Consider the following 20,362-nt stretch of genomic DNA (forward strand, 5'->3'; position numbering starts at 1 on the left):
GGTACGCAGACTACTGACAGCAACACCTCCCCGCGTTCCACACACTGACCGGCGATATCGGTGCTACGGTGCTACGGTGCTACATGTAGCACCGTAGCACACAATTCGAGCTGCAATTATTATTGACAGAACAAACCGACTTCATTTTTACCAACGGTGGGTGGCTAATTGATCTGGGTAAAAATATTTTGGAGATCCCGCCCGCACGCGTAAAACCCGCGAATGGCGCGCGCTTCAACGCCCTGAAATTGTAAAAAAAAATCCAGGACATTGCCTGGGCTAATCGGAATTAGAAAATGACTGCTACAGCGCTACCTATAGCAGTCATAGTGCAGCCTACATGGACGAAAATATGGCAGGTCTGTTCAAGCGACTGAAATGCTCGTGGTTCAGAAAGACGGCCGCGGTGCCGTTCATGCCGAAAATTAAACTCACGATATTCTTCTTCGCCAGAATTTCAAGTGCGTCGGTTACGTATACGCGTTTTTTTCGCATCTCCTGACTACCCACGCCTTGCTGGATCGTGCGCACTGGGATTGGCTGTTGCGTTCCTGAGTTGAAGCACCGCAAGAGAAATTGTTCAACCTTTTTGGCATAACGTTCACCGACTGGCTTTCGCAAATCCCCAAACATTGTGCGATGTTGATCTGCCAGAAAGCGCATCACCAGAACTACACTACGCATAATGTCTTCCGAAATTTCCATTCCATTGCATCCAGCTATCACATGCAGTACGCCAGCGATGCGCATTATATTCTCCGCACATCGACCACCAAACTCGGGAATATCCTTAAAATACCCACCGTTGCTGAGGTTCAAATCGATCCAACTGCGCACTTTCATAAACAGTTCATTCGCTCCACTCGATCGAGTTAACTCTGCACGGGCATCGACTTTTCCTGTCTTGAGATTTTCGTCAAACATCATGATGAGCGTCTTGATACGCGCGTTATGACGATCACGTGCATTTCTTCCAATCGAATGTCGGCGAATCTGGCCTGTCGGCTTCCTGTCCGGACAGGTCACCGCCAGCAGACGTCCACCTAATCCGCTTTCCAAAAAATCCGTGCCGTGATTGAGCAGATACTCTTTCCAGCGTTTCGGCTGGATTATCCATACCAAGCTGAATCGCGGATCAAACTGCAAAACAGGTTTCGTTGCGGGGCGATCACGCTTGATCGTTGCGCCATCCCAAAGCAAACTAAGCGTTGCCATCCAGCGCCAAAGCTGTGACAACATGTCGCGTGCCTCATGCAAGACACTTGATGTATTCGGCGATTGCATCTCGGTGCCATCCAATAATGCTGGGAGGCTTGTATCACGGTTTATCAAATTTATGCCGGACTTGCCGCGCTCTGGCTTAGTCGTTTCCAGCTCTTCCAGTTTCCCCTGAAGTTCACTGACCTTTTCCGGATCGTCAAAATTTTCTTCGATCTGTGTACAAATTTTCTCGTATTTCTTCGACCATCCCCGGTACTGCGCCTCTTGCACTTTGATCCTGATATCGCTTTTACTTTCCATTTTTTGATAAACCTCGAATTCTTCCGTCAGGCATTCGAGAACGGTAGACTTGCGCTGCGCCGACCCTGCGATGCCGAGGACAAACAATGATGCCGGAATTGGCTTCATGTCCGCATTTGGATGCTGTACGTTAAACACCCCTTGCACCGCAATTGCACTCGTGGCCAGTATCATCGAAAATACCAGTTCTTGTGTCGCATCCACATCCGCCACGATTTCGTCAAGCAACTCCGCCACATCCTTCGGCAGAATGGCGGCAAGATCGGCCTGACGATTTTGCAGAAGTTCCTGTGGCAATCCCCAGGCTTGCACTGCTGGCCCCCTATCAGCCAAATAAGATTCGTCGAAGCGCGAACCAGTGGCCGACTCCATTTCGTAGTTGTACATTGTGACCTCTAAAAATGGGGCGCCGTAGCGCCCCTGTGTTGATCGTTAGGCGCGATAACGTGCCGCACCTTTTTTGGTCGCGTCAATCTGAATGCCACGGACATCGCACTGTGCCTTCACGAGTTTGCGAAATGTCGCCGATGACATATCGAAGCCGCTCGCACTGAGGGTCTGTAAGATGTCCTTCTGCGTAACATCCTGCTGCAGCATCGACAGAATCGTGTCGAACACCTGTGCGAACTCTTCCGCATAGCGTGAAGTTTTTTTGGGCTTGAGCGATTGCAGAGCGGCGATCAAATTTTCAATCTGCTCATTCATGCCAGCCCCCTTGCTGTGGGAATGCACGAGCACGTGGGCGCGATGCCAACCAGGCTTCGACCTCGTGTTCAAACCAGCCTACGGCAGAAGCGCCGAGGCGAATTTGACAAGGAAAGGTTGGATCGTGGCTTGGCGAATTTGTGTCAAGCATCGCGTAGATCTGCGCGGACGACAGTCCGATGCGCTGGCAGAGCTGCCGTTTCCGCAAGATAGCGTAGACGGCTTGGATCAGTTCAGACATTTTTGGAACTCCTTATAAGTGATTGGACAACGGGGCCAATCTTAAGAATTCCAAACGCGACTATCCATACGTCTGCTAAAAGAAAATTTTGGACATAAAAAATCTATGGGCCCCTCCTTTTTGCAATCTGATTTTGTATGACGTGATGAGGCTGGCTTAAATCGATCCGGCGTCTGTTTGAAGGAATTCTCCGCGCCACGATGAGAGTCGCGCCTGGCGGTCCTAAAAACCACGCAGGCTTCGAAAGCCGGTTTTTTTATCAGGTTATACGCCAGGCCGGTGTGTTGTTCACGTCATCCAATGTCAGTCTTTGCAAAACCGGGTAGGGATATCTCGGTACTGCAGGCTCCAAGAGGCCGTCACGCGTGTGTGACGGCCTCTTGCTTTTCAAATTTGGTATGCTTGGCCGCGATAGCCCATGCAGTGCGTGCCAATTCGTTGGCTAACGCACAAGCCACCACATTGGCGTGGCGGCGCGTGAGCATGGTGCGTACCCATTGCGTCAGCCGGTCCGTATGCCGATCCAGCCACAGCATGTGAGAACGCGCTCCCTGCACCAAAAGACGTTGCAGCGTCTTGTCGCCGCGCTTGCTGATGCCGAGTAATCTTACTTTGTCACCCGTGCTGTACTGGCGTGGCACCAACCCGATCGATGCGGCATAATCACGCCCACAGCCATATTGCTTGCCGTCACCCATCTCATTACCCCTCATCAGAGGGGGCACGAAGGCGGATAAGATAGCCGTATCAGATCTTGGACATGATACGATGCGGGAATCGTTCTGGATCCACTCGAATCCATTCATCAATCGTTCGTGGAAGGTTGTAAGTTTTAAGGTGGCATTCTTCAACTAAGCTTAAATATTTCCGCGTCAATTCGGTCTCAACTGCCACAACGGCGGCCCAAGTGGATGCCCAGCCCTCCTCCGGCGCCAGTTCGATAAGTAATTCAGCGACCTTGTCCTTTACAGGTTCGCGACGAAAATCCTTCCCTAGCCCGCCAGCGCGAGCTCGCTCCGTGAAGCGATCGTTGGGATTGGGAATAAAAATGCCAGGATGTGACCAATAGAGCCCCCGATCCACGCAGTACGAAGCATGATTTAGATCATTTTTCGTCAATGCTTCGGTACCTTCTATGGAACACGCTATCGCCATCATTGGCGCGTAAAAATGTGCCTCGTAGCCGTAGGCAGCGATAGCATAAATAGGAAGCTTACTTCGATATTCCAAGTCCTCGACAGTGAGTCCCGATTTCAATGCTTCGTGAATTGAGGCTTCCAGTGTTTCCCAGTCTGCGTCCAGCGCATTTTCCACAATGTATTCACGCACATGCTCTTCAATGCTCACCAATTTTCCTTTCAAAGTTTCACGAGATTGAAGCGCACCTGAATTTCGATCTCTTGGAAACCATGTATTCCAACCGCCATCAGCGGATCGCTCACCTTGCATGGAAATTGATTTTGGCTCACTCAAACCATCGCGGTATAACTTCACCGACAATGCGAAACTCTTCACCTGCTTATCGCGCAGGAGATCCCATATTATTTTGAGCTGTTTCTCAGCTTCGATTAAGAATTCTGGTTTTTTAATTTTCATTTAATACGCACTATTAGCAAATTCCTATCCAATTTCGGAATCCGTGGAGGCCTCGCTTCCACCCTGGTCTATTAGATGCAATTGATAATTTTCGCTACATCCTCTACGCGAAGAAAATTGCTGTCATCACTCACGATTTATCCATTCTGTTTATCGTTCCCATTGGATAATATTACACAGTCCAAAGGGATCCAACAACATCCAGAATCCAAATAAATTCCCGCTAAAAGGTGTAAGCGAAATTTATGCGATAGCCTTTCCGCGGTCAAGGAGGCAGACAGAGAATCCATGCGGGAGGGTCAATGACCGCCTACATTTGCATGCGATGCGCTTAGAGGTAGGAGGTTGCAGGGGTTGCAGGGGTTGCAGGGGTTGCAGCAACAGTAAACTTAATTTGCATTCTTTCGGCTATCCAGACACACAAGGGCCAGCACGAAATGGACAGTCCTAAATGACGGCAAACTGCGGATGGTTATTCGACTCATGCGCGTGAAGAGTAGGAGAGAATGAGGAGCTATGAATAGGCATCCAACGGGGCTTTTGTGGATGTTGGGGCACTAACTCACTGCAATAAAAGATGGCATACCGAATGGCATACCAGTCGCCACAAAAAAACAAAAACCCCTTAAAAATCAAGTGGTTAATGAAAATACTTGGAGGAGAAGGTGGGATTCGAACCCACGTTACAGCGAAACTGTAAACCAGATTTCGAGTGCGGTGTGCAAAAAGTCACACCCTCGAGAGCCGCACGGGATATGGGCCTACGAAAAGTAGCTGTATGCGCATACAGTACATTATTGGCTCTTGAAGCAGGGTAAATGGCATGAAAATCCCCTCATCATTCTAAGGATTACGACTTCACCGCAATGAATGATTGAGGGTAATTATTGACCGGAGATGAATAGATACTTCGTGGCACGCTGGCGACTGACGCGGCCCGCATAATCAATCAATATGAATAGATGCTGAATAGATACTTGGGGTGATTAACGTTATCACGCGCCTCCGAGTGATTGCTCTGGCGGCTCAATCGGCGCTACCGGATCCCAATGTGACGCGCCGCCGATCCTCACCCCAATATACATAAGCCAGCGCCGCCATACCGGAACGCCAGTTACTGCCGATGCCTCTTTCAGGACCGCATCAGCCACACTACGTGTCACTGGGTGTGTGGAGTACAGAAAATCATGCAGCGCCGCTGCCTCATTTGAGGTCGCACCAGCTAGCAAGAATACGACTGGCAAGCGCGGCACGCTGGCCAAGTCCGTTTTGAAGCCCCTTGGAACGATGAAGGTTTGCTTCGCAACATCGGACTGATAGAACAATGGCGCAGTCAGTACCCACAGCCCATCGTCCATATCGGTCGCGTTCTCCATTTGCAACTTGGACAGAAACGCGCTCATTTTGCGACGGTTACCACAGTTGCAGTCGGCATTGCCTGTATTTGCGCAATCAAAATAGGTAGCAGTATTTGCGCAGCGGTGATCGTGGCGACGGCAGTATCTTGCTGCGGTCCCGGCACCGCTTTCACGATTTCCAAAATGACAGGCAACGCCGATGTCGCCAGCGTTTGGAGATTGGCCGGGTCGATAGTTACGCCAGCAGTGCAAACGTCAGCAATGCCTTTCTGAACAATTGGAATTTTTGCCTGAAGCGCTGGATCAATCGCCAACCCCGGAGTTTGCACGCCCACTAAGATCGCGGGAATGACTTGGCATACCTGCGTATTCACCTGGGCGACGATCTGCGCAGGCGTAAGCGGCTGAACCGGCAGCGCGCAGCCGGAAATAAGTAGAACTAAGACTGCAAGAGTGGCGATAACGAAGCGTTTCATGATTATCCCTAAATGATAGACAAAAAAATACCGCCAGATGGCGGTTTGGATTGGCGGTGCGGTGAATTACTCTTCTTTTGAAACATCCTTAACGATGGCTGCCGGCTTTAATCGCTGGCAGGTAGCAATAGCGCCGACCAGGGCCGCAAAGCCGATGGCATACTCAGGTAGGCCGAAATGTGGCACCCATGGCGCGGTGTACGCAAACTGGCTCAGTAGATACAGGGACATGCCGACGACGAACCCGACAACTGATGCAACCGAGGTCAGATCGGAATCTTTGCCGAACTCATCTGATGTAATGTCGCGGAAAAATTTAATCATGGGCGCCACGATCAAAGCTCGTTAGGTTATGTGTGCGAATTACTGAAATGATCTTGCCCGAGTATTGCGGGTCGGTTGCATACCCTGCGACAGCGATAGCCTTGGCGAATGCCTCCGGATCGCCGGTATGCGCAAATGCCGGTTGGTAGCGCTTATTCCCAGTGATAAACGCGCCATGATCATTCAGGCAGTCCAGCCAGTTGGCATACTTGCGCCACGTCGCCGGTACAATTACCCACTTACCGGACAGGAACTCTTTCGTCGGGAGATTGAGTGTCGCGCCCTTCCAGGATGAATCAGCCTTCACTCCGAACAGATTGCAGCCCAGAGTAGACAATTGCGATCCCCCCCAAGACGATTCGAGCGCGGACTGTGCGATGGTGAAGCTGGCCGGAATTTTGGTAAGACGCATTGATGCTTGTGCTGATACGCCGATAGCGGCGATAAATTCTTGCGGCGCCATCAATCCCCCCACTTCGGCCATTTGCCATGCCAGATCGCCGCAATAGTTCCACCAAGTAGCGCAAATGGGTAAATAAACGTTACGAATTTACGTAGGTTTCGGCCTGACCAAGCAAACACCGACACGCCGGTTTTTGCGGCCTTGAATATCTCGACAAGCTCGGCGGTCGAAGTAATGGTCGCCTTAGTCATTTCCGTGTTTGTAGCCAATGCATCGTGAAGTTGCGTGAATTGCTCCTTTCCAGCCATAAGTTGGTCATACATAAATTCACGAAACTGTTGCTCGCTCATACCTAGTATGGTCTCGCGTGGCGCATCCATTACGCTACCTCTGACGCAAAGACAAAATCCGCGCGCTGCTCACGCTGCATGATCCAAATTGGATACGGCATCATGTGAATACCGCGATCTTTGGCGCGATGGTGTGTTTCGCAAAGGACCATCATGTTGTATTCGGAGTCAATAAAATCGCTTGGCTCCTTGAACGTTGACCATGGGAAATTAGGGTGCAACACGCGCATCTTGTCCCAGTCGATCCCGTCGGCATCAGCCCATTCAGCATGAAAATGATGTACTTCGCGCTTATCTTTTACACCGCAGACCCAACATGGCGTATCAAGCACTTTGACTAGATGGCGCTTAGTTTGCGCGAACAACTTGGACTCTGTACGAGGAGGATGATCGGGATAGAAAATATCGATCGCAATCATTTCTTTAAATTCGTGTTCGTTCTGCGGCATAAATTCCCCGGAAATGAAAAAGCCACCCGAAGGCGGCTTGATTTTGTTTGAGGCTAAGTTCTTATTGAATAAATTGCGACCGTAGTACCGCTATCTTGGCATCCAATGCCTTGAGCCGATCCACGGCGCCAGCCGCGCCAATAGTTGCCTCTCTCACTGCGCGATTTTGCCCGCTCTCCAATTCATTGATTTGCACTTGAATTGCAGCGTTAGTCGTCGCCTTTATCTGATCAGCGGTTAGAACCGGAGTCGGAACAGGGCCGATTAGCGGACGCAGCGTGACTGGGATTTTAAGTGGCGTTCCGTCGGCTCCGAAAAATGAATAAGCATCGTCAGAAGCGTGGACGATTACATCATCGTCGAAGGCATAGATTTGTTGCGTTTTAGTATCGATGAAATTCTGCATATTTGTCCTTAACGAAGTTCGTACCAGTTGCTGAGCGTGGTGGAGATGGTTGTAACTGTGTATGTCGCGCCAGCAGGGATCACGGCCGAGATACCCACCCCAGACGACGTAAAATTCTGCTGAGACAGCACGCAGTTGATCGTGTTGATCTGGATGTTCAGGTAGCCGTTCGCCGCCGACGTGACGCCGTAGACGTAAATAACGATCGGCTTACCTGTGGCGTTCGTGTATGTTGTGCCAAGAGCGCGGGTGCCGGTAACGTTGGAAAAGGTCTGTCCGACGCCAATTACTTGGCTTTGGTTAACTGCGTGATTAGGCTGAGTCGCAGAAGCGACCTGAACAGCTGCACCGGTACACTCAATTAGCACAAAGGAGCTGATCGTTGAGTTGTACACCACCATGCATCGACCGTTTGCAATGATCTCGCCACCTTGCAGTGCGGAATGTGCGGCGCCCAAAAGTGGGACTGCTGCTATACCATTGACGGCTACCGTTGACGCGCCAGTATTCGCAATTTTCGCATTGAACCACAGCACCATGCCGTCTTTGAGAGACGCAACAGCTGGCGAGTAAGAAATGACGTAGGTATTTGCCGTACCGGTGTCGGCTGCATAATTCGCCAAATTCCCCTGCAGCGATGCTAGCAAGGAACCAGGAAGAATTGATTGATTCGCAGCAGCAGCGATATTTCCAGCCACAATCGTTGCCTGACCATTGGCGACGGTAACGACCCACAGGCCGATATAGCCAACATCAGCAGCGGGCGTTGTTTGACTGCCAGTAGTTGCTGCCGTACCAGCCTTTACCGCGACGACGCAATTACCTTGGCGAACCGTATTATTCGTAGTGCCAGAATTAGCCGGTCCACTGTAGGCCGTCGCCGGATTGCTCGCATTGTAATAAGGCAAAACAATTGGTAGTGCGTCCAAGTCTTGATACGCCGCCTGAATAAGATAATTGATGCTTTGCCCGGCCGTACCCGGCGCAGGGCAATTTAATGTCGCCGCATTCAGCAAAATCCCCTGCTTTACTATTTGATGCGCGGTGTCAGATGCCAACGATGAATAGGCCGTATTGTCAACGTTTTGTAAGCTGTATATCTCACCGGGATTAACGACGACCTGCAATGATGCAGGCCCGGTTGGGACGCATGCAAGCCCATTCGCAATCGTGTTGAGGCCCAGCATTGCGGCCGATAATTTTGCCAACGCGATCATCGTATTCTTGTTGGTATTGAGGATGTCCGTTTCGAGCGGAATTGCACCCGGGAATACTTGTACGCGATCCATTCATTACTCCAATAAAAAAAGCCACCCGAAGGTGGCTTAGTGGTGGTTTGATTTTACGAACTACTAACTACTGATTTTGGTCCATGCAATCGTGGCAATTGGCGCTACGGAGCTAATCGCCGCATAAATATCGGCATCCGTAACCGCTCCGGTGATTTGACTCATGGTCGCGTAATCTCCTTGCGACGGCGTGCTGTAACCGGCTGGCGACGATCCATAGCCCGCAACATAAGGTATGCCGGTAGATAAGGGGCGAAATGCTTGGATGAATCCTTGATACGGGATGAGGACAGACCCATAGCCCCCCGCTAATCCATAGCCGCTATTCGGAGCGCGATATGCGCCGGTATCGGCGGGTCGCTGAGGTTCGAAAATGATTGGCGCTCTGCCGGTCAAATCCGTTAGCACCTTCGTGATCGCATATCTGGTCCCGCGCTCGCGGAACATATTGATAATGATGCGTGCGCGAAAACTAGCGTCAGACTGATTTGTTGCTCGCTGAAGTGCTGCGCCGAAATAATCCGCTGCAATCATATCAAGCCAACCATCGGTCGCAGTCATGATCCGCGTTTGCAATTTTGCGTACAAATACAGAGAAAAGACAAATGCTGAAGAATTAGACAAGCCTTGAACCAATGCATCTAATAGTGGGCTAGACGGTCCGAACCAGCGCGGAATGACGCTTTTAATGCGCCCAAAAATATCACTTTGATCGCCGGTCGCCATTACGCTACGCTCACTGTTCCAGCAAGTATTGTTTGCTGCGCGGTTGCGCTCATGTCTGCGGTTGCGCCGTTTAGCGTTATCCCTGTGACATTGGTCACGCCAACCGAAGCGTCATAAGCAATTTGCGTCAAGCGCGAGAACGATAACGATTGACCGAGGGTTAGTGCGTTTATGTAGGATGCGATTGCTGTGGTTACCAATGCAGCAGACGCAGCGTGGTTATATCCGGCCGCAGTGGTAATTGTCATCGCAACGTTCGCCGTCACAACGGTAGGAGCGAACACGCCGAACGTTGATGTAAATGGACGCACCGCATCGATCGCGTTCGATGCTGAATTCAGGAGTGTGCTAGGTGGCGCTCCGGTTCCATCATTGATAACCGCGTAGAAATAGCCGGGCTGCGCTATGCTTGCGTAATTCAAATTTTCAGTCAGCGAATAGGTAATGCCTTGCTTCAGCGATGCGATGACGTAACCAATAGACGTTTTCGTTGCCTTTGACAACGATGCAATGTAGGCGATAAAACGTATTCGATAAGCTGGGTCTAACTCGGGGTCAATCCCATTGTTAAATGCCGCTGCGTTAGTAACCGTATCCACACCCGGGATCGGCTGATTGATAAGTGAAATCTGGCCTAAGATGGCATTGGCGGCTGTTCCGACGTTCACTGCTGTTACTGTAACGACAATGCTCGACACGCCAGCAGCCAATACATAACCGTTAAGTGCCGCGCTGTAGGCTGCGTTGGTTATATCCAGATTAACCGTGTAAGACTGCGTACCATCTGCCGTTAGGACTGTTGCGCCAACTGGGACTACTGCTTGCGCGGTTGGCGTGAAGCGCGCAAAAGTGGCTTGCCCCGATGCGGAAACAGCTATTAGTCGCGGAAAGTTGAAGTCCGCATAAAACGAATCAAGGTCAGGCCCGCTGCATGTTGCCGCGCGGGTGGTTGCTAACAGTTGAAGGATCAGGCCTTGTAGCCACAAAATAACGGTGGCGTTGGCTTCGATCACAGCGCGCAAAATAGAGCCAATCGTTAAATCGACTAAGCCGCGCGCAGCGCCTTGAACAGCAGTAACCGCATTGCGAACAATGGTAGGGAAATCTTGCGTACTGAGAGCCATGTTTTACCTGTTCACATCAAAAGCCAACGCGACCGGCTTGCCGGTGATTGCATCGTTGTAGTGGATATAGACCGACACACCGCCTTGAATTGCCGTAACGGTGATAATTGGCTCCGGATTTTTGGATACGCACGCCTCTAGGAAAATTTGCCCACGAATCAAGGCGCGAATTTTAGGAATATTGAGGGTATCGCCGACCATGCGCGGCAACCCGGCACCGTAAGCTGGATGGAAAATATAATCAGCAGGTACGATTACATTGCCGTTACTGTCGAGCGTAGCCGGGTTGGTAAGAAGGCGGCGCAAAACACGCTGTTGACCCTGTATCGTGCCATCAACTTTCAAAAAATCACCTGTAGCCGACAGTGATAGATCACCACCGATGTAATGGTTTAAATCGCTCATAGCGGCGTGCCAGTATTCGCGCCGCCATTGCCATTACTATGCAAGTGCGTATCATCGATTGCATGGCCGTTGGCAGTAACAGAACCGACGAAATTTGTGTTCCCGGTAATAGTCATAGATGCGCCCGCACCTCCGCTGATTGCTGCGCCGCCCTGCCCGGTGATTTGCTGCAGTACCTGCAGTGTTTGATCCATCGTGACTGGCCCGTGAAAATTATGTTGAGTGGCAGTATAGCTGGCAGTTGTATTCGCAATAACTTCAATTGAACCATCATTGTGGAATTTCAATGCAGAGCCGGTTTTGTGTACCATCCAAAACTCGCCAGACGGCACCGAAAGCGGACGGTTTTGATCGTTGTACAAGCGCATGCAACACATTGCAGCATCGTGATCCGACTCCTGAAACTGCACCTCGACCATATCGCCAATACTCGGCGGGCAGAACATTCCCCACCCATTTCCAACCCAAGGCGACAAAAGCGGGATCCACCCGGTTAAATTTCCCTCTGGCTGGATCGCAACCCGTACCGAATAATTACCTGCATCGTAACTTTGCACCGTACCAAGCCGCGTATTAGCATACTCGCCCATCACTTGTGTGGCTTGTTGCCGCATCACATTTAGCATCGCCCTCATAATGGAATTACCGATTGTGGAGAGTGATTTTTAGCCCTGATCGACATTGTGTATCCAGTTGAAATATCCATTTCGCGGGTAACGCTTTCAGGGTAATAAGTCTGGTCGAATGCGGTTCCGGTGCCGATCACTTGGATCAAATTCGTCGGCTGTAAGAGATTGTCGGCTGGCAGCGTTGCAGTCAGTTTGACTTCATGTTGCGATATTCCAGCGTGTATCTCCTGCGCTTTTTGCAGCGCCTTTTCATAGGTAAGGTGCGCTATGACGCAGCTATATTGCTGTGCTTGTGGCGTGCTTTGCCCCGGTTTGATATTTGCAGCCTTGGCCGGAAACGTTACTTTGATCGCTTTGCCAGTTTTAGGGCTAACAGACTGCACGGTAACCACAACACCGCGCGCCAATGTCAATGCCCGACTAAAACTGATCGACTTACCATTAAACCCAAAGGCACCGTTTTCACCACTTGGCGGCTCCCACGTCAGTACATAAGCATTGCTCACGCGCTGAATGGAATCCGAAGTCTCGGACAATGTTTTTAATTTGGCGAGTTCCGCATCATAGGCAGGTTTTTGGACCGCATGCGCTTGCGCCAAAATTGCATCGCCTTGAGCCTGACTCGCTAAAAGTTGTTGATCCAAATCAGGAGATGGATTGGCCTTATATTGGTTTAGAAGTGCTACCGTGCGATCATTGACTGGATAGAAGGACGCCACTTGCGCCTCCAAGGCGGCCTTTGCGGTATTCACCTTCGTCTGCTGTGCGTCTATATCTGCTTGACTCGGTTTCGGCGTTACGACAACTGACTCCGTAAGAGTCTGCGTACTTGGCTCGAAATGTAATTCCTTGCCTTTGACATAAACCGAAAACTGCTCTTCGCCAGCCAAGGCCGTCAAAATATCCCATTCGCTCCGTTGCTGATTCATTCGCACATTGTCGATCTGGTAAAACTTACCTGATAGACCAGGGGTCTTCGTTACAATGGGCGTTAAACCATGTCTTAATGCGATCAATGTCGCAATCTGGCTAGAACTTAAATTTTGGAATGTCTCGCTGGTCTTCGCATCGATCATCGTCGCCGTCAGATCGCGTCCTGACACTTCCAGAGTACGCGCCACGGGATCATACGACACATCGTCCACCCGCCCATACGTGAGACTTTGCAAATCAGAGGCGGCGTAATTTTCTGGATCTGTCGGAAAACCTGCGAATATCTCGACAAATACTTCCTGTTGATTTGCCCACCATGCGTCAGCATAAGCCGAGGGCAAAGCAGACAGCGCAAACGTCACGCGAAAAGTATCAGCCTCATAAAAGGTGTTGTTATCCACTTCCCATCGGACCCAGCCGTTAAGCCGAATCACGGACCCCGACGAGCCATCAGCGTTATGGCCCTGAACTGTCACGATGCCACGCGGCTGCCGTACTTGCGATATTACTGGCGGGTTAAGCCCCATAGACACCGCCTGAACCATCTGGATTGATCGGTATCAAAACGGTCTGAACACCAGTTAGATTTGGGTCTGACAATTTATTCGCCCGTGCAATCGTTGTCCATGCTGTGGCGTCACCATAAGCTTTCGACGCCATCGTGAACAAGTTGCCGCCAGCGGTAACGATGCTACTGCCTGATGTATTGATCGCCCCGAGATTCATTCCCATGCGGCCGGTAGCTGATTGCAAATTCAACAGTTGTGGCAGTTGGGTGTACCCAGCGACTTGCGATGATAGTCTTGCAGCTTGCAGCGCAATCGGGTTGTTTGGCAATATGCCGCCCACAGTGGCGATATTGGCGATGGTGTTGCCCGTGCTGGCAATGAGTGTCGTAACGCGTGCCTGCACCGCTGCTAATGGTCCCAGAACACTATTAATCGTGCTTTGCGCCGCATTAGCAAATGATGACACTGCACTGATTGCAGAATTCAGCGTACCCAATGCGATAGAAAGCGGACCATCTCCGATTAAGCCGCCTAACACATTTGCCGTATTCATATCATCCATGATCGCGGGATCAATAGGTGCTTGCGGTGCTTTTGTGACTGGCAAGGTCATGTCCTCCACTACCTCGCAACTGATTGAGTAAGGGATTTCATAGGCGCGCCGAAAATCCATTAGCGCCGTCTTAATCACGACTTTGTAAGCGTATTCGGCCCACGTTAAAGTCCGCTGAGTGCCGGCTATTCGCATGAAATTCAAATAGCGTGCGCGGTCACTAGCATTTTGGCCGATGAAAATACCTGACCACTCAAGCAATTTATCCTGACGCCCCATGGCATCGACAGTGCGCTTGCCGCCGACCAATTCATGCACGGCCAGCATCTGATCCCCCCCGAACTGAATATGCTCCGGAACCTCAAAGCGTGAGAAATTCAGATCGTCTAAAATTAAGTAGGTGTCTGGACTCATTAAAAATTCATTCCGGGAGAGGGGGTTGTGATGCCAAAGTCAATACGGCCAATGCCCGATTGTGGCGCTGACATTTTTCGGGCATTAATCGTATTCACAGCATTTGCAACAACTTTTCCATCAAGCACCATACTGTTTTGAATTACGATCGGGCGTGAACTCGCGGTGGCGACATGACTATCTACACCTGACTTATTCGCCATCTTTTTAGCCTCTCGGTCGTAGTAACCGCCTGGCTTGTCCATCATGCCAGTGTTAAGTGATGGGCCAAATTCGTACCATTCCTTGCCGGAATTTGCTTTGATTGCGTTTCTTGCTTCGCTGCTAAATGGAGCCATTAAATGAGCGACAAAACTACCAATCCAATCGCCAAATTTTGTGCCAGCAATCATAGTTTCGTTTAGCCATGTACCCAGTTGCCAGCCAAGGAAAAAGGTGCCGCCAATGTTTGCAGCTAGACCTAATTTACTCAGCGCCCCAGCCGCACCAAGCAATGTGGGGCCGATCTTGGCAATCCCGGCCACGCCACCTGCCGCTTGAAACATTAACGACAAGCCAAGCCCCCTAAACGCAGCCGATAACAAAAGCACAGCCCCACGCATCATTAATCCACCAGCAAGCAGAGCGAACGCATATACAAGACCCTTAACCAATACTTGATTCTTTCCAACCCACTTTCCGAGTGAATCCAGGCCACTTGCTAGCTTAAGCAATCCATTGGTAATCTGCGGCAGATAAACCGAGCCGAACACCGTAAGAAAATTCTTCCATGCGGCGCTGGCAGCTTGTTCCGCGCCCTCTGGCGACTTCATGTAGTGCTGATAGCCCGATCCTATATCCATTGTTTTATTGATGATGGCCGTATCTTTGGCAAGCTTTAATGCCATTGTTACCTGCGTACCTAAATCGTTACCAGTGCTACGGTTAAGATTTTTGGCTACCATAAGAGCTATTTGGTCATCCGTCATGTCTAGACCAAAACGCTGGCGTACTAGCGGAATCATTTTTGCGACGAACAAATCTGGGCGATGCGCAAATAACTCTGCATCAGCGTCGTTTAATCCGCCCGAAATAACAGCTTGGCCGCCCATGCTAGTTGTCGCAATTTTTCGCTCTTCAGGGGTTAGTCCTGCCATAGCTTGATGCATAATTCCAAGCCGTTTTTTGCTGAATCCCTCTTGCCAAAGACCAAGATCGGCCAAGAAACCCTTTCCTTTGGAGTCCATGTGTCCGCCGATCAACGAACTAAAAGCTGTCATTCCTTCCGTTCCAGAGCGCGCACCGCCATTAATCGCCATGCGCCCAGCGAAGTTACCGTACAGATATTCTTTATCGTACATCTGATAGGCCATTTTCCCGGTCCCGGACGCAGTCAAATAGTCTTTTGGGCTAACACGCATTTTCGTTGCTAGCATGACCTTGGTCATCAGATTCGCTTCCGCGTCAAACTCTAAGGGATTATTAATAACTTTCCCGCCGCGATGCTCTAGCGCCTTGGCTGCCGCATTCACCAAGCCATCGACATCACTACCGCCGTTAGCTACCTTGGCGACTATCGACATTTGGGCGAAAATATCCGCAGTACCAATGGCATGGTGCAGATCGCCAAAAGCAGTATGCAAATCATGAATTAACTTCACGTTATCAGTGATCGTAGTGCCGAGAATCTTATGCGACATCGATGCTGCTTTTCCAAATGCCTCCGAATTTTCCAGCGCTGACAAGTTCAGTGTTTGAAAATTAGCCTGGGCTTGTGCCAGTTTTTTAGCTTCTTCATATGGACCCTTCAAAAGTGCTAACATTCCAGCACCAAGGCCGAGGAAAAGACCGCCTTTTAAGGCATCATTCTGAATGCTTTTAATTCGCTTTTGCAATAACGACGCTTGCTCTTCGGTTTTTGCAAAATCTTTTGCCATGAGCATTAGCCCCTTGCTGACGTGGTTTGTCAGCGATAGGGTTACTCCAATTTTATAGGCATCAAACATTTGCTATCCCGGTGGAAAAATGAAACTACTACATAGACTTCAAGAAAAAATGGCGGATCGTTTTTCGTTTGTTCAGTACCCAAACATTCGACCAGCCGATAATCAGACGCGAGATGCGTCGCGAACCGGACTTCATTTCAAGCATGCAATGCCGCTTGGAAAAAGAATTGATCTACTCATCATGTCTTTGGCGTTGCTTATCATTGGGCTGATAGCGCTAATGGCGGTCTGCTTCCTTTTTTACGTGGTTTTATTCTAATTTCGTCAGCGTTGTACTCGATCCGTACAACAATCCCTCTGCGGCAGCTTGTCCAAGCGTCCTAAGAATCAACTCTTTATTTCGTATCGCTGCAGGCCCAAGAACAGCGCGCGGAGGGATTCGATCTGTGCCGAGTTCTTGATAAACCATGATGTCGCTGGTTGAGCCGATTACGGCATCAAATGCATCGAGCTTGTGACTAATGGTTTCGCCCAACTCACCTGTGCGTTTGAGTGGATCATTAGGCGTAAATCCTTTTGCAACACGATCCGCCTGAGTGCTATCAGCCAATTGATCCCAGGCCGCAAATGATCCAACCTCACCCTGATAAGTCCCAATTTCAGACTTAGCTGTTTTTTCGATAGCCACTGCGCACTTTTTTAGCCCGTGATGTAGGGCTAATGTTTCTGCTGCTGCCATGGTGGCTAAATGCGCGATCATTTCTCCGATGTGAGCAAACTCTTTCATGAGCGATCCTCGAATTGCATTGAGTCAAAATTGAATTTGTTGCCTTCCATCTCTGAAAAGATAATTGACCAACCTGCCCGCGTTACGTCATCCAGCCCAAATGCCACATCCTCAGAAACACCATTCTTTATGAGCCATAGACATTCGCGAATAGGGCTAGACCGGACTAGTTTTTTAGTTCTTCCTTATCCTTTTCAGGGTCACTATTGCCGTACTTTTCTTGCACATGATTCATGACGGCTTCGATACCTGATTCATCCAATTGTTGGATAAGCGCCTCAACCTGCAATTTCGTTTTTGGTTGATTTACCGCTAGATCATCGATCGCGGTAACGTAAATAAGCGGCAATACCATACCCATATAAGTCTGGTTTTTTGCGCTATCGCCCAGAGCCTCGATTAACCGGTATTGCGCCAGCACGCCGGGCTTTTTAATCTTAATCGTGCGACCTAGCGCGTCGATCACTGTTGATTCTTCGTTAGCCTTGGCAAGGACTTCTTGCGTTGGCGTTTCTTTAAGGGTGATTTTTGTCATGATGAGTCCAATAAAAAACCGGCTCGTGGCCGGGTTAGTTGAAATTAAGTGCTGGTTGTAATTTCTTTCCGATCTGATCAAGTCGCTCTGTCAGCGGCGGCTTGCGTGTCTTGTGTTCACTCAACCCTTTGCCGCACATACTGGCAAAACGGTCTTGACTATCTACAGCGGCCTTCGCCTCGAACCACGCGACCATCAGCGATCTATTTGGGATTGATTGGCGGTCTACTTCATCCAACCTATCAAGCACCCATTTGCGGAACTCGACGCCTTTTGTTGTCCGGGAAAACATGCCAATAAGATGCGCTCCACGCAGACTAAATAGACGAACATCTGATGGCTGCACCCCGAAACCCAAAGTGGTGTTCCGAAAAAGCATAGTCATTGACTGCGAAAACTCACGCTCATGACGAAGGAAAATACGGGATACCTGATCTGACCGACTGTATCCGAGTGCCGTTGCGATGTCCGCAGCGGTAAGCCACGTTTTCCCATTGCACTCAACAAGCTCAAAACTGTGGTCATTAAATTTAAGATCGTGCATGGCAAAGCCTTTCATGTGATACCCCATTGGGCGTTAAAAAGCCCTGCGACCTGGTGGTGGCGGGGCTTGGTTGGTGCTGTTACGAAACTTTGACGCGGCGCGCAGCAACGAAGCGAAGTTTTTGATGCACGGATGCATCGCCCTTATATGACCCGGCATCATCGATAGTCAGCAAAACCTGTAAATAGCGGTATTGCGAAACGGAGCCATTCACCTCTTGAATGGTTTCCGTAATCGTGACCGGCAATTCATTGAGTCCGGCGTAATAGTTCGCTTCCAGCTGCGACCAATAGTCGTCAAGCGTTGAGTTTTGTCGCTCAATATCGAATGACCCAGACCAGCCATCAGGAAATCGCAAGTGACGTGTGATACCGTCCAATCCTTTGATTTTTTGATCAGTAATATCTGGCTTGGACGAGAATCCAGTAATTTGGCTGAATGACAGCGGACCATTCGGGCCGGTAATGTCTAGCGACAAATCCCGCCCTACTGAATAAGAATTTAAAGGCATGTGAAACTCCAAATAAAAAAGCCACCTCTTGGGCGGCTTATCGTGCGTTCAGGGTGGGATTAGGCGAGTGCTACCGACTGGCGATTAATGACAACGGACTGTCCGCCCTCAACGTTGATGATGAATTTCTCGATTACTGACAGGTAACGCACCTTGACATCGGCCTGCAGGTAACCAAGCGCAACCCGATTTTGGGGATTGTTGGCATTGTCAATTTGCACGCTGTATGGCTGTGTGCCATCTGCACTACCGATCATATTTTGGCCACTCATGCCCTCAAGGAACGCTGAGATTGTTGACGCAGCTTGACGCCGGACCGTAGCGCTTTGCAATTGACCGACAAACAAGCCCATTCCACCATTCAGCGTATAAGCGATGTAATTCGTCATTCGCGTGTAATTGTCGCCATTGGTAACCGCGTTGCTCGAACTGTTGTGGCCGAAACGTGCGCCGAAGCTATTGCCAGCTGGAATAGGGTTGGTAATAAGGTCAATGCCAGCCTGACCAAGCAAGGACAATTCAGCCGATGAATAGGCTAAGTTTTGATATGATTTTTGCGTGCCGACGATGCCGTATAGCGGCTTATTCAGGCTTGACTGCTCTGGCGATAAATTCGCCAAGCGGCCAGCAATAAAGCCTTGTGGAGAAATCAAGCGGACTTGGTTGTTCACCGTATCGTTGAAATATATCCAATCGCCAAACAAATATTTGAAAATGTAGGCATCAATGCCGGCAGTGGATTTTACGGTTGCCGCATTGGCGATGGTATCGCCAGCCGGTGTAACACCAACCATGTAAGTGCCTTCGGAATAGCCGTATGCCACTTGCAGAGAAAATGTGGTGGAATCGTCGCAATCTGCCAGCATAGCAATCGATGTATTCGTATTACGCAACGCGTACATACCTTTGCGTGGCAGCGTGTCAACGCCAACCAACACGGCGCCAGTGATAGTGGTCGCGCCATCGGTGCCACCCGCCAGAGAATAAGTAGCAAGCAATGGCGCTGTAATGCCCGCGCCAGCCGTGGCAACGATGTACTGCGATGGGCCTCGCAGGTTATATGCCCCAGTGTTAATTGCAGAGGCCATATTTACCCATAGGGCATTTGCAGTGCCGGGGATATTGTCGAATGCCTCTGGCACAACGCCAGGCATCGTCACAGTAGCCTTAAAGGTATTTGCTTGCGATCCGGCAGAAACAATTACTTGCGCTTGATTGCCAAGCGTACCCGTATATTTGCTAGTGAATGTGATGCAGGTCACTTGGGCGATAATCGACGCCGCAACATCAGTTCCATCCGTGACGCGGATGCATCGGAAATTGTTTGCGCCCTGCAATACTGCCGCCGCAAGGGCGGTTCCCATATCATATTTCCGGGCTTGAATTTGACCGAACTGCTGAGCATAGCTCGCCATACTGCCAATGACTGTAGGCGCATTGGTGGGCCCCCAGGTTGCAGTTCCAACGACGCCAAGGATGTTGGTCGGCAGGCCGTTAAGTAGCGTCACGCTCGGCGGCACAATCTGCACATAGAGATCTGGCACGATCAATGCGGTCGTATTAATCGACCCTTGCTGGGAAACTGGCATATACGGCTCCTAAAAATGAAAAAGCCGCACATCGGCGGCCAGAATTGAAAAAGCCCGCAT

General features: G+C 50.1%; 24 protein-coding genes and 1 pseudogene. 1 reads left to right on the forward strand and 24 read right to left on the reverse strand.

Annotated features, from left to right (window positions below; genetic code table 11):
• Positions 1–336: 336 nt before the first annotated feature.
• The 15 genes and pseudogenes from C7W93_RS06860 to C7W93_RS06930 all read right to left on the reverse strand — a co-directional run bounded on the left by C7W93_RS06860 (position 337) and on the right by C7W93_RS06930 (position 10,968).
• Entirely contained in the window at positions 337–1,908 is a 1,572-nt protein-coding gene (locus C7W93_RS06860; RefSeq protein ID WP_108439347.1) for a DUF3987 domain-containing protein, read from the reverse strand.
• Positions 1,909–1,953: 45 nt separating this feature from the next.
• Positions 1,954–2,226 (reverse strand): hypothetical protein, encoded by a 273-nt coding sequence (locus tag C7W93_RS06865; protein WP_108439348.1) that lies wholly within the window; start codon positions 2,224–2,226, stop codon positions 1,954–1,956.
• On the reverse strand, positions 2,219–2,467 hold the full coding sequence (locus C7W93_RS06870) for an AlpA family transcriptional regulator (RefSeq protein WP_108439349.1): 249 nt from the start codon (positions 2,465–2,467) through the stop codon (positions 2,219–2,221). Before C7W93_RS06870 ends, C7W93_RS06865 begins: the two co-directional genes overlap by 8 nt.
• Positions 2,468–2,826: 359 nt before the next feature.
• Positions 2,827–3,168 (reverse strand): annotated as a pseudogene (locus C7W93_RS06875) (transposase); the annotation flags it as partial.
• Between the two features lie 46 nt (positions 3,169–3,214).
• Positions 3,215–4,063 carry a hypothetical protein gene (locus tag C7W93_RS06880; RefSeq protein ID WP_108439350.1) on the reverse strand — a complete coding sequence of 283 codons (849 nt, stop codon included), beginning with the start codon at positions 4,061–4,063 and terminating at the stop codon, positions 3,215–3,217.
• A gap of 995 nt (positions 4,064–5,058) precedes the next feature.
• A complete protein-coding gene (locus tag C7W93_RS06885; RefSeq protein WP_108439351.1) occupies positions 5,059–5,466 on the reverse strand; it encodes a DUF1353 domain-containing protein in 408 nt (135 codons plus the stop codon).
• Positions 5,463–5,897 carry a hypothetical protein gene (locus tag C7W93_RS06890; protein ID WP_108439352.1) on the reverse strand — a complete coding sequence of 145 codons (435 nt, stop codon included), beginning with the start codon at positions 5,895–5,897 and terminating at the stop codon, positions 5,463–5,465. Before C7W93_RS06890 ends, C7W93_RS06885 begins: the two co-directional genes overlap by 4 nt.
• Before the next feature lie 66 nt (positions 5,898–5,963).
• A complete protein-coding gene (locus C7W93_RS06895) occupies positions 5,964–6,221 on the reverse strand; it encodes a hypothetical protein (protein ID WP_108439353.1) in 258 nt (85 codons plus the stop codon).
• Positions 6,214–6,705 carry a glycoside hydrolase family 73 protein gene (locus tag C7W93_RS06900; RefSeq protein WP_225869765.1) on the reverse strand — a complete coding sequence of 164 codons (492 nt, stop codon included), beginning with the start codon at positions 6,703–6,705 and terminating at the stop codon, positions 6,214–6,216. Before C7W93_RS06900 ends, C7W93_RS06895 begins: the two co-directional genes overlap by 8 nt.
• Positions 6,684–7,004, reverse strand: coding sequence for a hypothetical protein (locus C7W93_RS06905; protein WP_108439354.1), 321 nt, complete (start codon positions 7,002–7,004; stop codon positions 6,684–6,686). Before C7W93_RS06905 ends, C7W93_RS06900 begins: the two co-directional genes overlap by 22 nt.
• A complete protein-coding gene (locus C7W93_RS06910; protein ID WP_108439355.1) occupies positions 7,004–7,423 on the reverse strand; it encodes an HNH endonuclease in 420 nt (139 codons plus the stop codon). The genes C7W93_RS06905 and C7W93_RS06910 overlap by 1 nt, the downstream gene beginning before the upstream one ends.
• Positions 7,424–7,484: 61 nt before the next feature.
• A complete protein-coding gene (locus C7W93_RS06915) occupies positions 7,485–7,829 on the reverse strand; it encodes a hypothetical protein (protein ID WP_108439356.1) in 345 nt (114 codons plus the stop codon).
• An 8-nt stretch (positions 7,830–7,837) separates the two neighbouring features.
• Positions 7,838–9,118: a phage tail protein gene (locus C7W93_RS06920; RefSeq protein WP_108439357.1), complete on the reverse strand. Its 1,281-nt coding sequence runs from the start codon at positions 9,116–9,118 to the stop codon at positions 7,838–7,840.
• 63 nt (positions 9,119–9,181) lie between these two features.
• Complete coding sequence (locus tag C7W93_RS06925; RefSeq protein ID WP_108439358.1) at positions 9,182–9,844, reverse strand: hypothetical protein; 663 nt, start codon at positions 9,842–9,844, stop codon at positions 9,182–9,184.
• Positions 9,844–10,968, reverse strand: a complete 1,125-nt coding sequence (locus C7W93_RS06930) for a baseplate J/gp47 family protein (RefSeq protein WP_108439359.1) — start codon at positions 10,966–10,968, stop codon at positions 9,844–9,846. Before C7W93_RS06930 ends, C7W93_RS06925 begins: the two co-directional genes overlap by 1 nt.
• A gap of 259 nt (positions 10,969–11,227) precedes the next feature.
• On the opposite strand from C7W93_RS06930, the gene C7W93_RS25455 reads away from it, so the two are divergent.
• Positions 11,228–11,287, forward strand: a complete 60-nt coding sequence (locus tag C7W93_RS25455) for a hypothetical protein (RefSeq protein ID WP_225869863.1) — start codon at positions 11,228–11,230, stop codon at positions 11,285–11,287.
• Between the two features lie 82 nt (positions 11,288–11,369).
• Here the strand turns inward: C7W93_RS25455 and C7W93_RS06940 are convergent, their stop codons facing one another.
• From C7W93_RS06940 to C7W93_RS06985, 9 genes are all read right to left on the reverse strand, one after another.
• Positions 11,370–12,008 carry a phage baseplate assembly protein V gene (locus C7W93_RS06940; RefSeq protein WP_108439360.1) on the reverse strand — a complete coding sequence of 213 codons (639 nt, stop codon included), beginning with the start codon at positions 12,006–12,008 and terminating at the stop codon, positions 11,370–11,372.
• The gene (locus tag C7W93_RS06945; RefSeq protein ID WP_108439361.1) at positions 12,005–13,462 is read right to left on the reverse strand and encodes a hypothetical protein; all 1,458 of its coding nucleotides are present in this window, start codon (positions 13,460–13,462) and stop codon (positions 12,005–12,007) included. The genes C7W93_RS06940 and C7W93_RS06945 overlap by 4 nt, the downstream gene beginning before the upstream one ends.
• Positions 13,452–14,411 carry a hypothetical protein gene (locus C7W93_RS06950; protein WP_108439362.1) on the reverse strand — a complete coding sequence of 320 codons (960 nt, stop codon included), beginning with the start codon at positions 14,409–14,411 and terminating at the stop codon, positions 13,452–13,454. Before C7W93_RS06950 ends, C7W93_RS06945 begins: the two co-directional genes overlap by 11 nt.
• A complete protein-coding gene (locus tag C7W93_RS06955) occupies positions 14,411–16,396 on the reverse strand; it encodes a hypothetical protein (protein ID WP_108439363.1) in 1,986 nt (661 codons plus the stop codon). The genes C7W93_RS06950 and C7W93_RS06955 overlap by 1 nt, the downstream gene beginning before the upstream one ends.
• A 250-nt stretch (positions 16,397–16,646) precedes the next feature.
• The gene (locus C7W93_RS06965; protein ID WP_108439365.1) at positions 16,647–17,123 is read right to left on the reverse strand and encodes a hypothetical protein; all 477 of its coding nucleotides are present in this window, start codon (positions 17,121–17,123) and stop codon (positions 16,647–16,649) included.
• Between the two features lie 166 nt (positions 17,124–17,289).
• On the reverse strand, positions 17,290–17,658 hold the full coding sequence (locus C7W93_RS06970) for a hypothetical protein (protein WP_108439366.1): 369 nt from the start codon (positions 17,656–17,658) through the stop codon (positions 17,290–17,292).
• A gap of 34 nt (positions 17,659–17,692) precedes the next feature.
• Positions 17,693–18,217, reverse strand: coding sequence for a BRO family protein (locus tag C7W93_RS06975; protein WP_225869766.1), 525 nt, complete (start codon positions 18,215–18,217; stop codon positions 17,693–17,695).
• 64 nt (positions 18,218–18,281) lie between these two features.
• Positions 18,282–18,713: a hypothetical protein gene (locus tag C7W93_RS06980; RefSeq protein ID WP_108439367.1), complete on the reverse strand. Its 432-nt coding sequence runs from the start codon at positions 18,711–18,713 to the stop codon at positions 18,282–18,284.
• 59 nt (positions 18,714–18,772) lie between these two features.
• Entirely contained in the window at positions 18,773–20,302 is a 1,530-nt protein-coding gene (locus C7W93_RS06985; RefSeq protein ID WP_108439368.1) for a phage tail protein, read from the reverse strand.
• Positions 20,303–20,362: the final 60 nt, after the last annotated feature.

Source organism: Glaciimonas sp. PCH181 (assembly GCF_003056055.1).
GTDB lineage: Bacteria > Pseudomonadota > Gammaproteobacteria > Burkholderiales > Burkholderiaceae_D > Glaciimonas.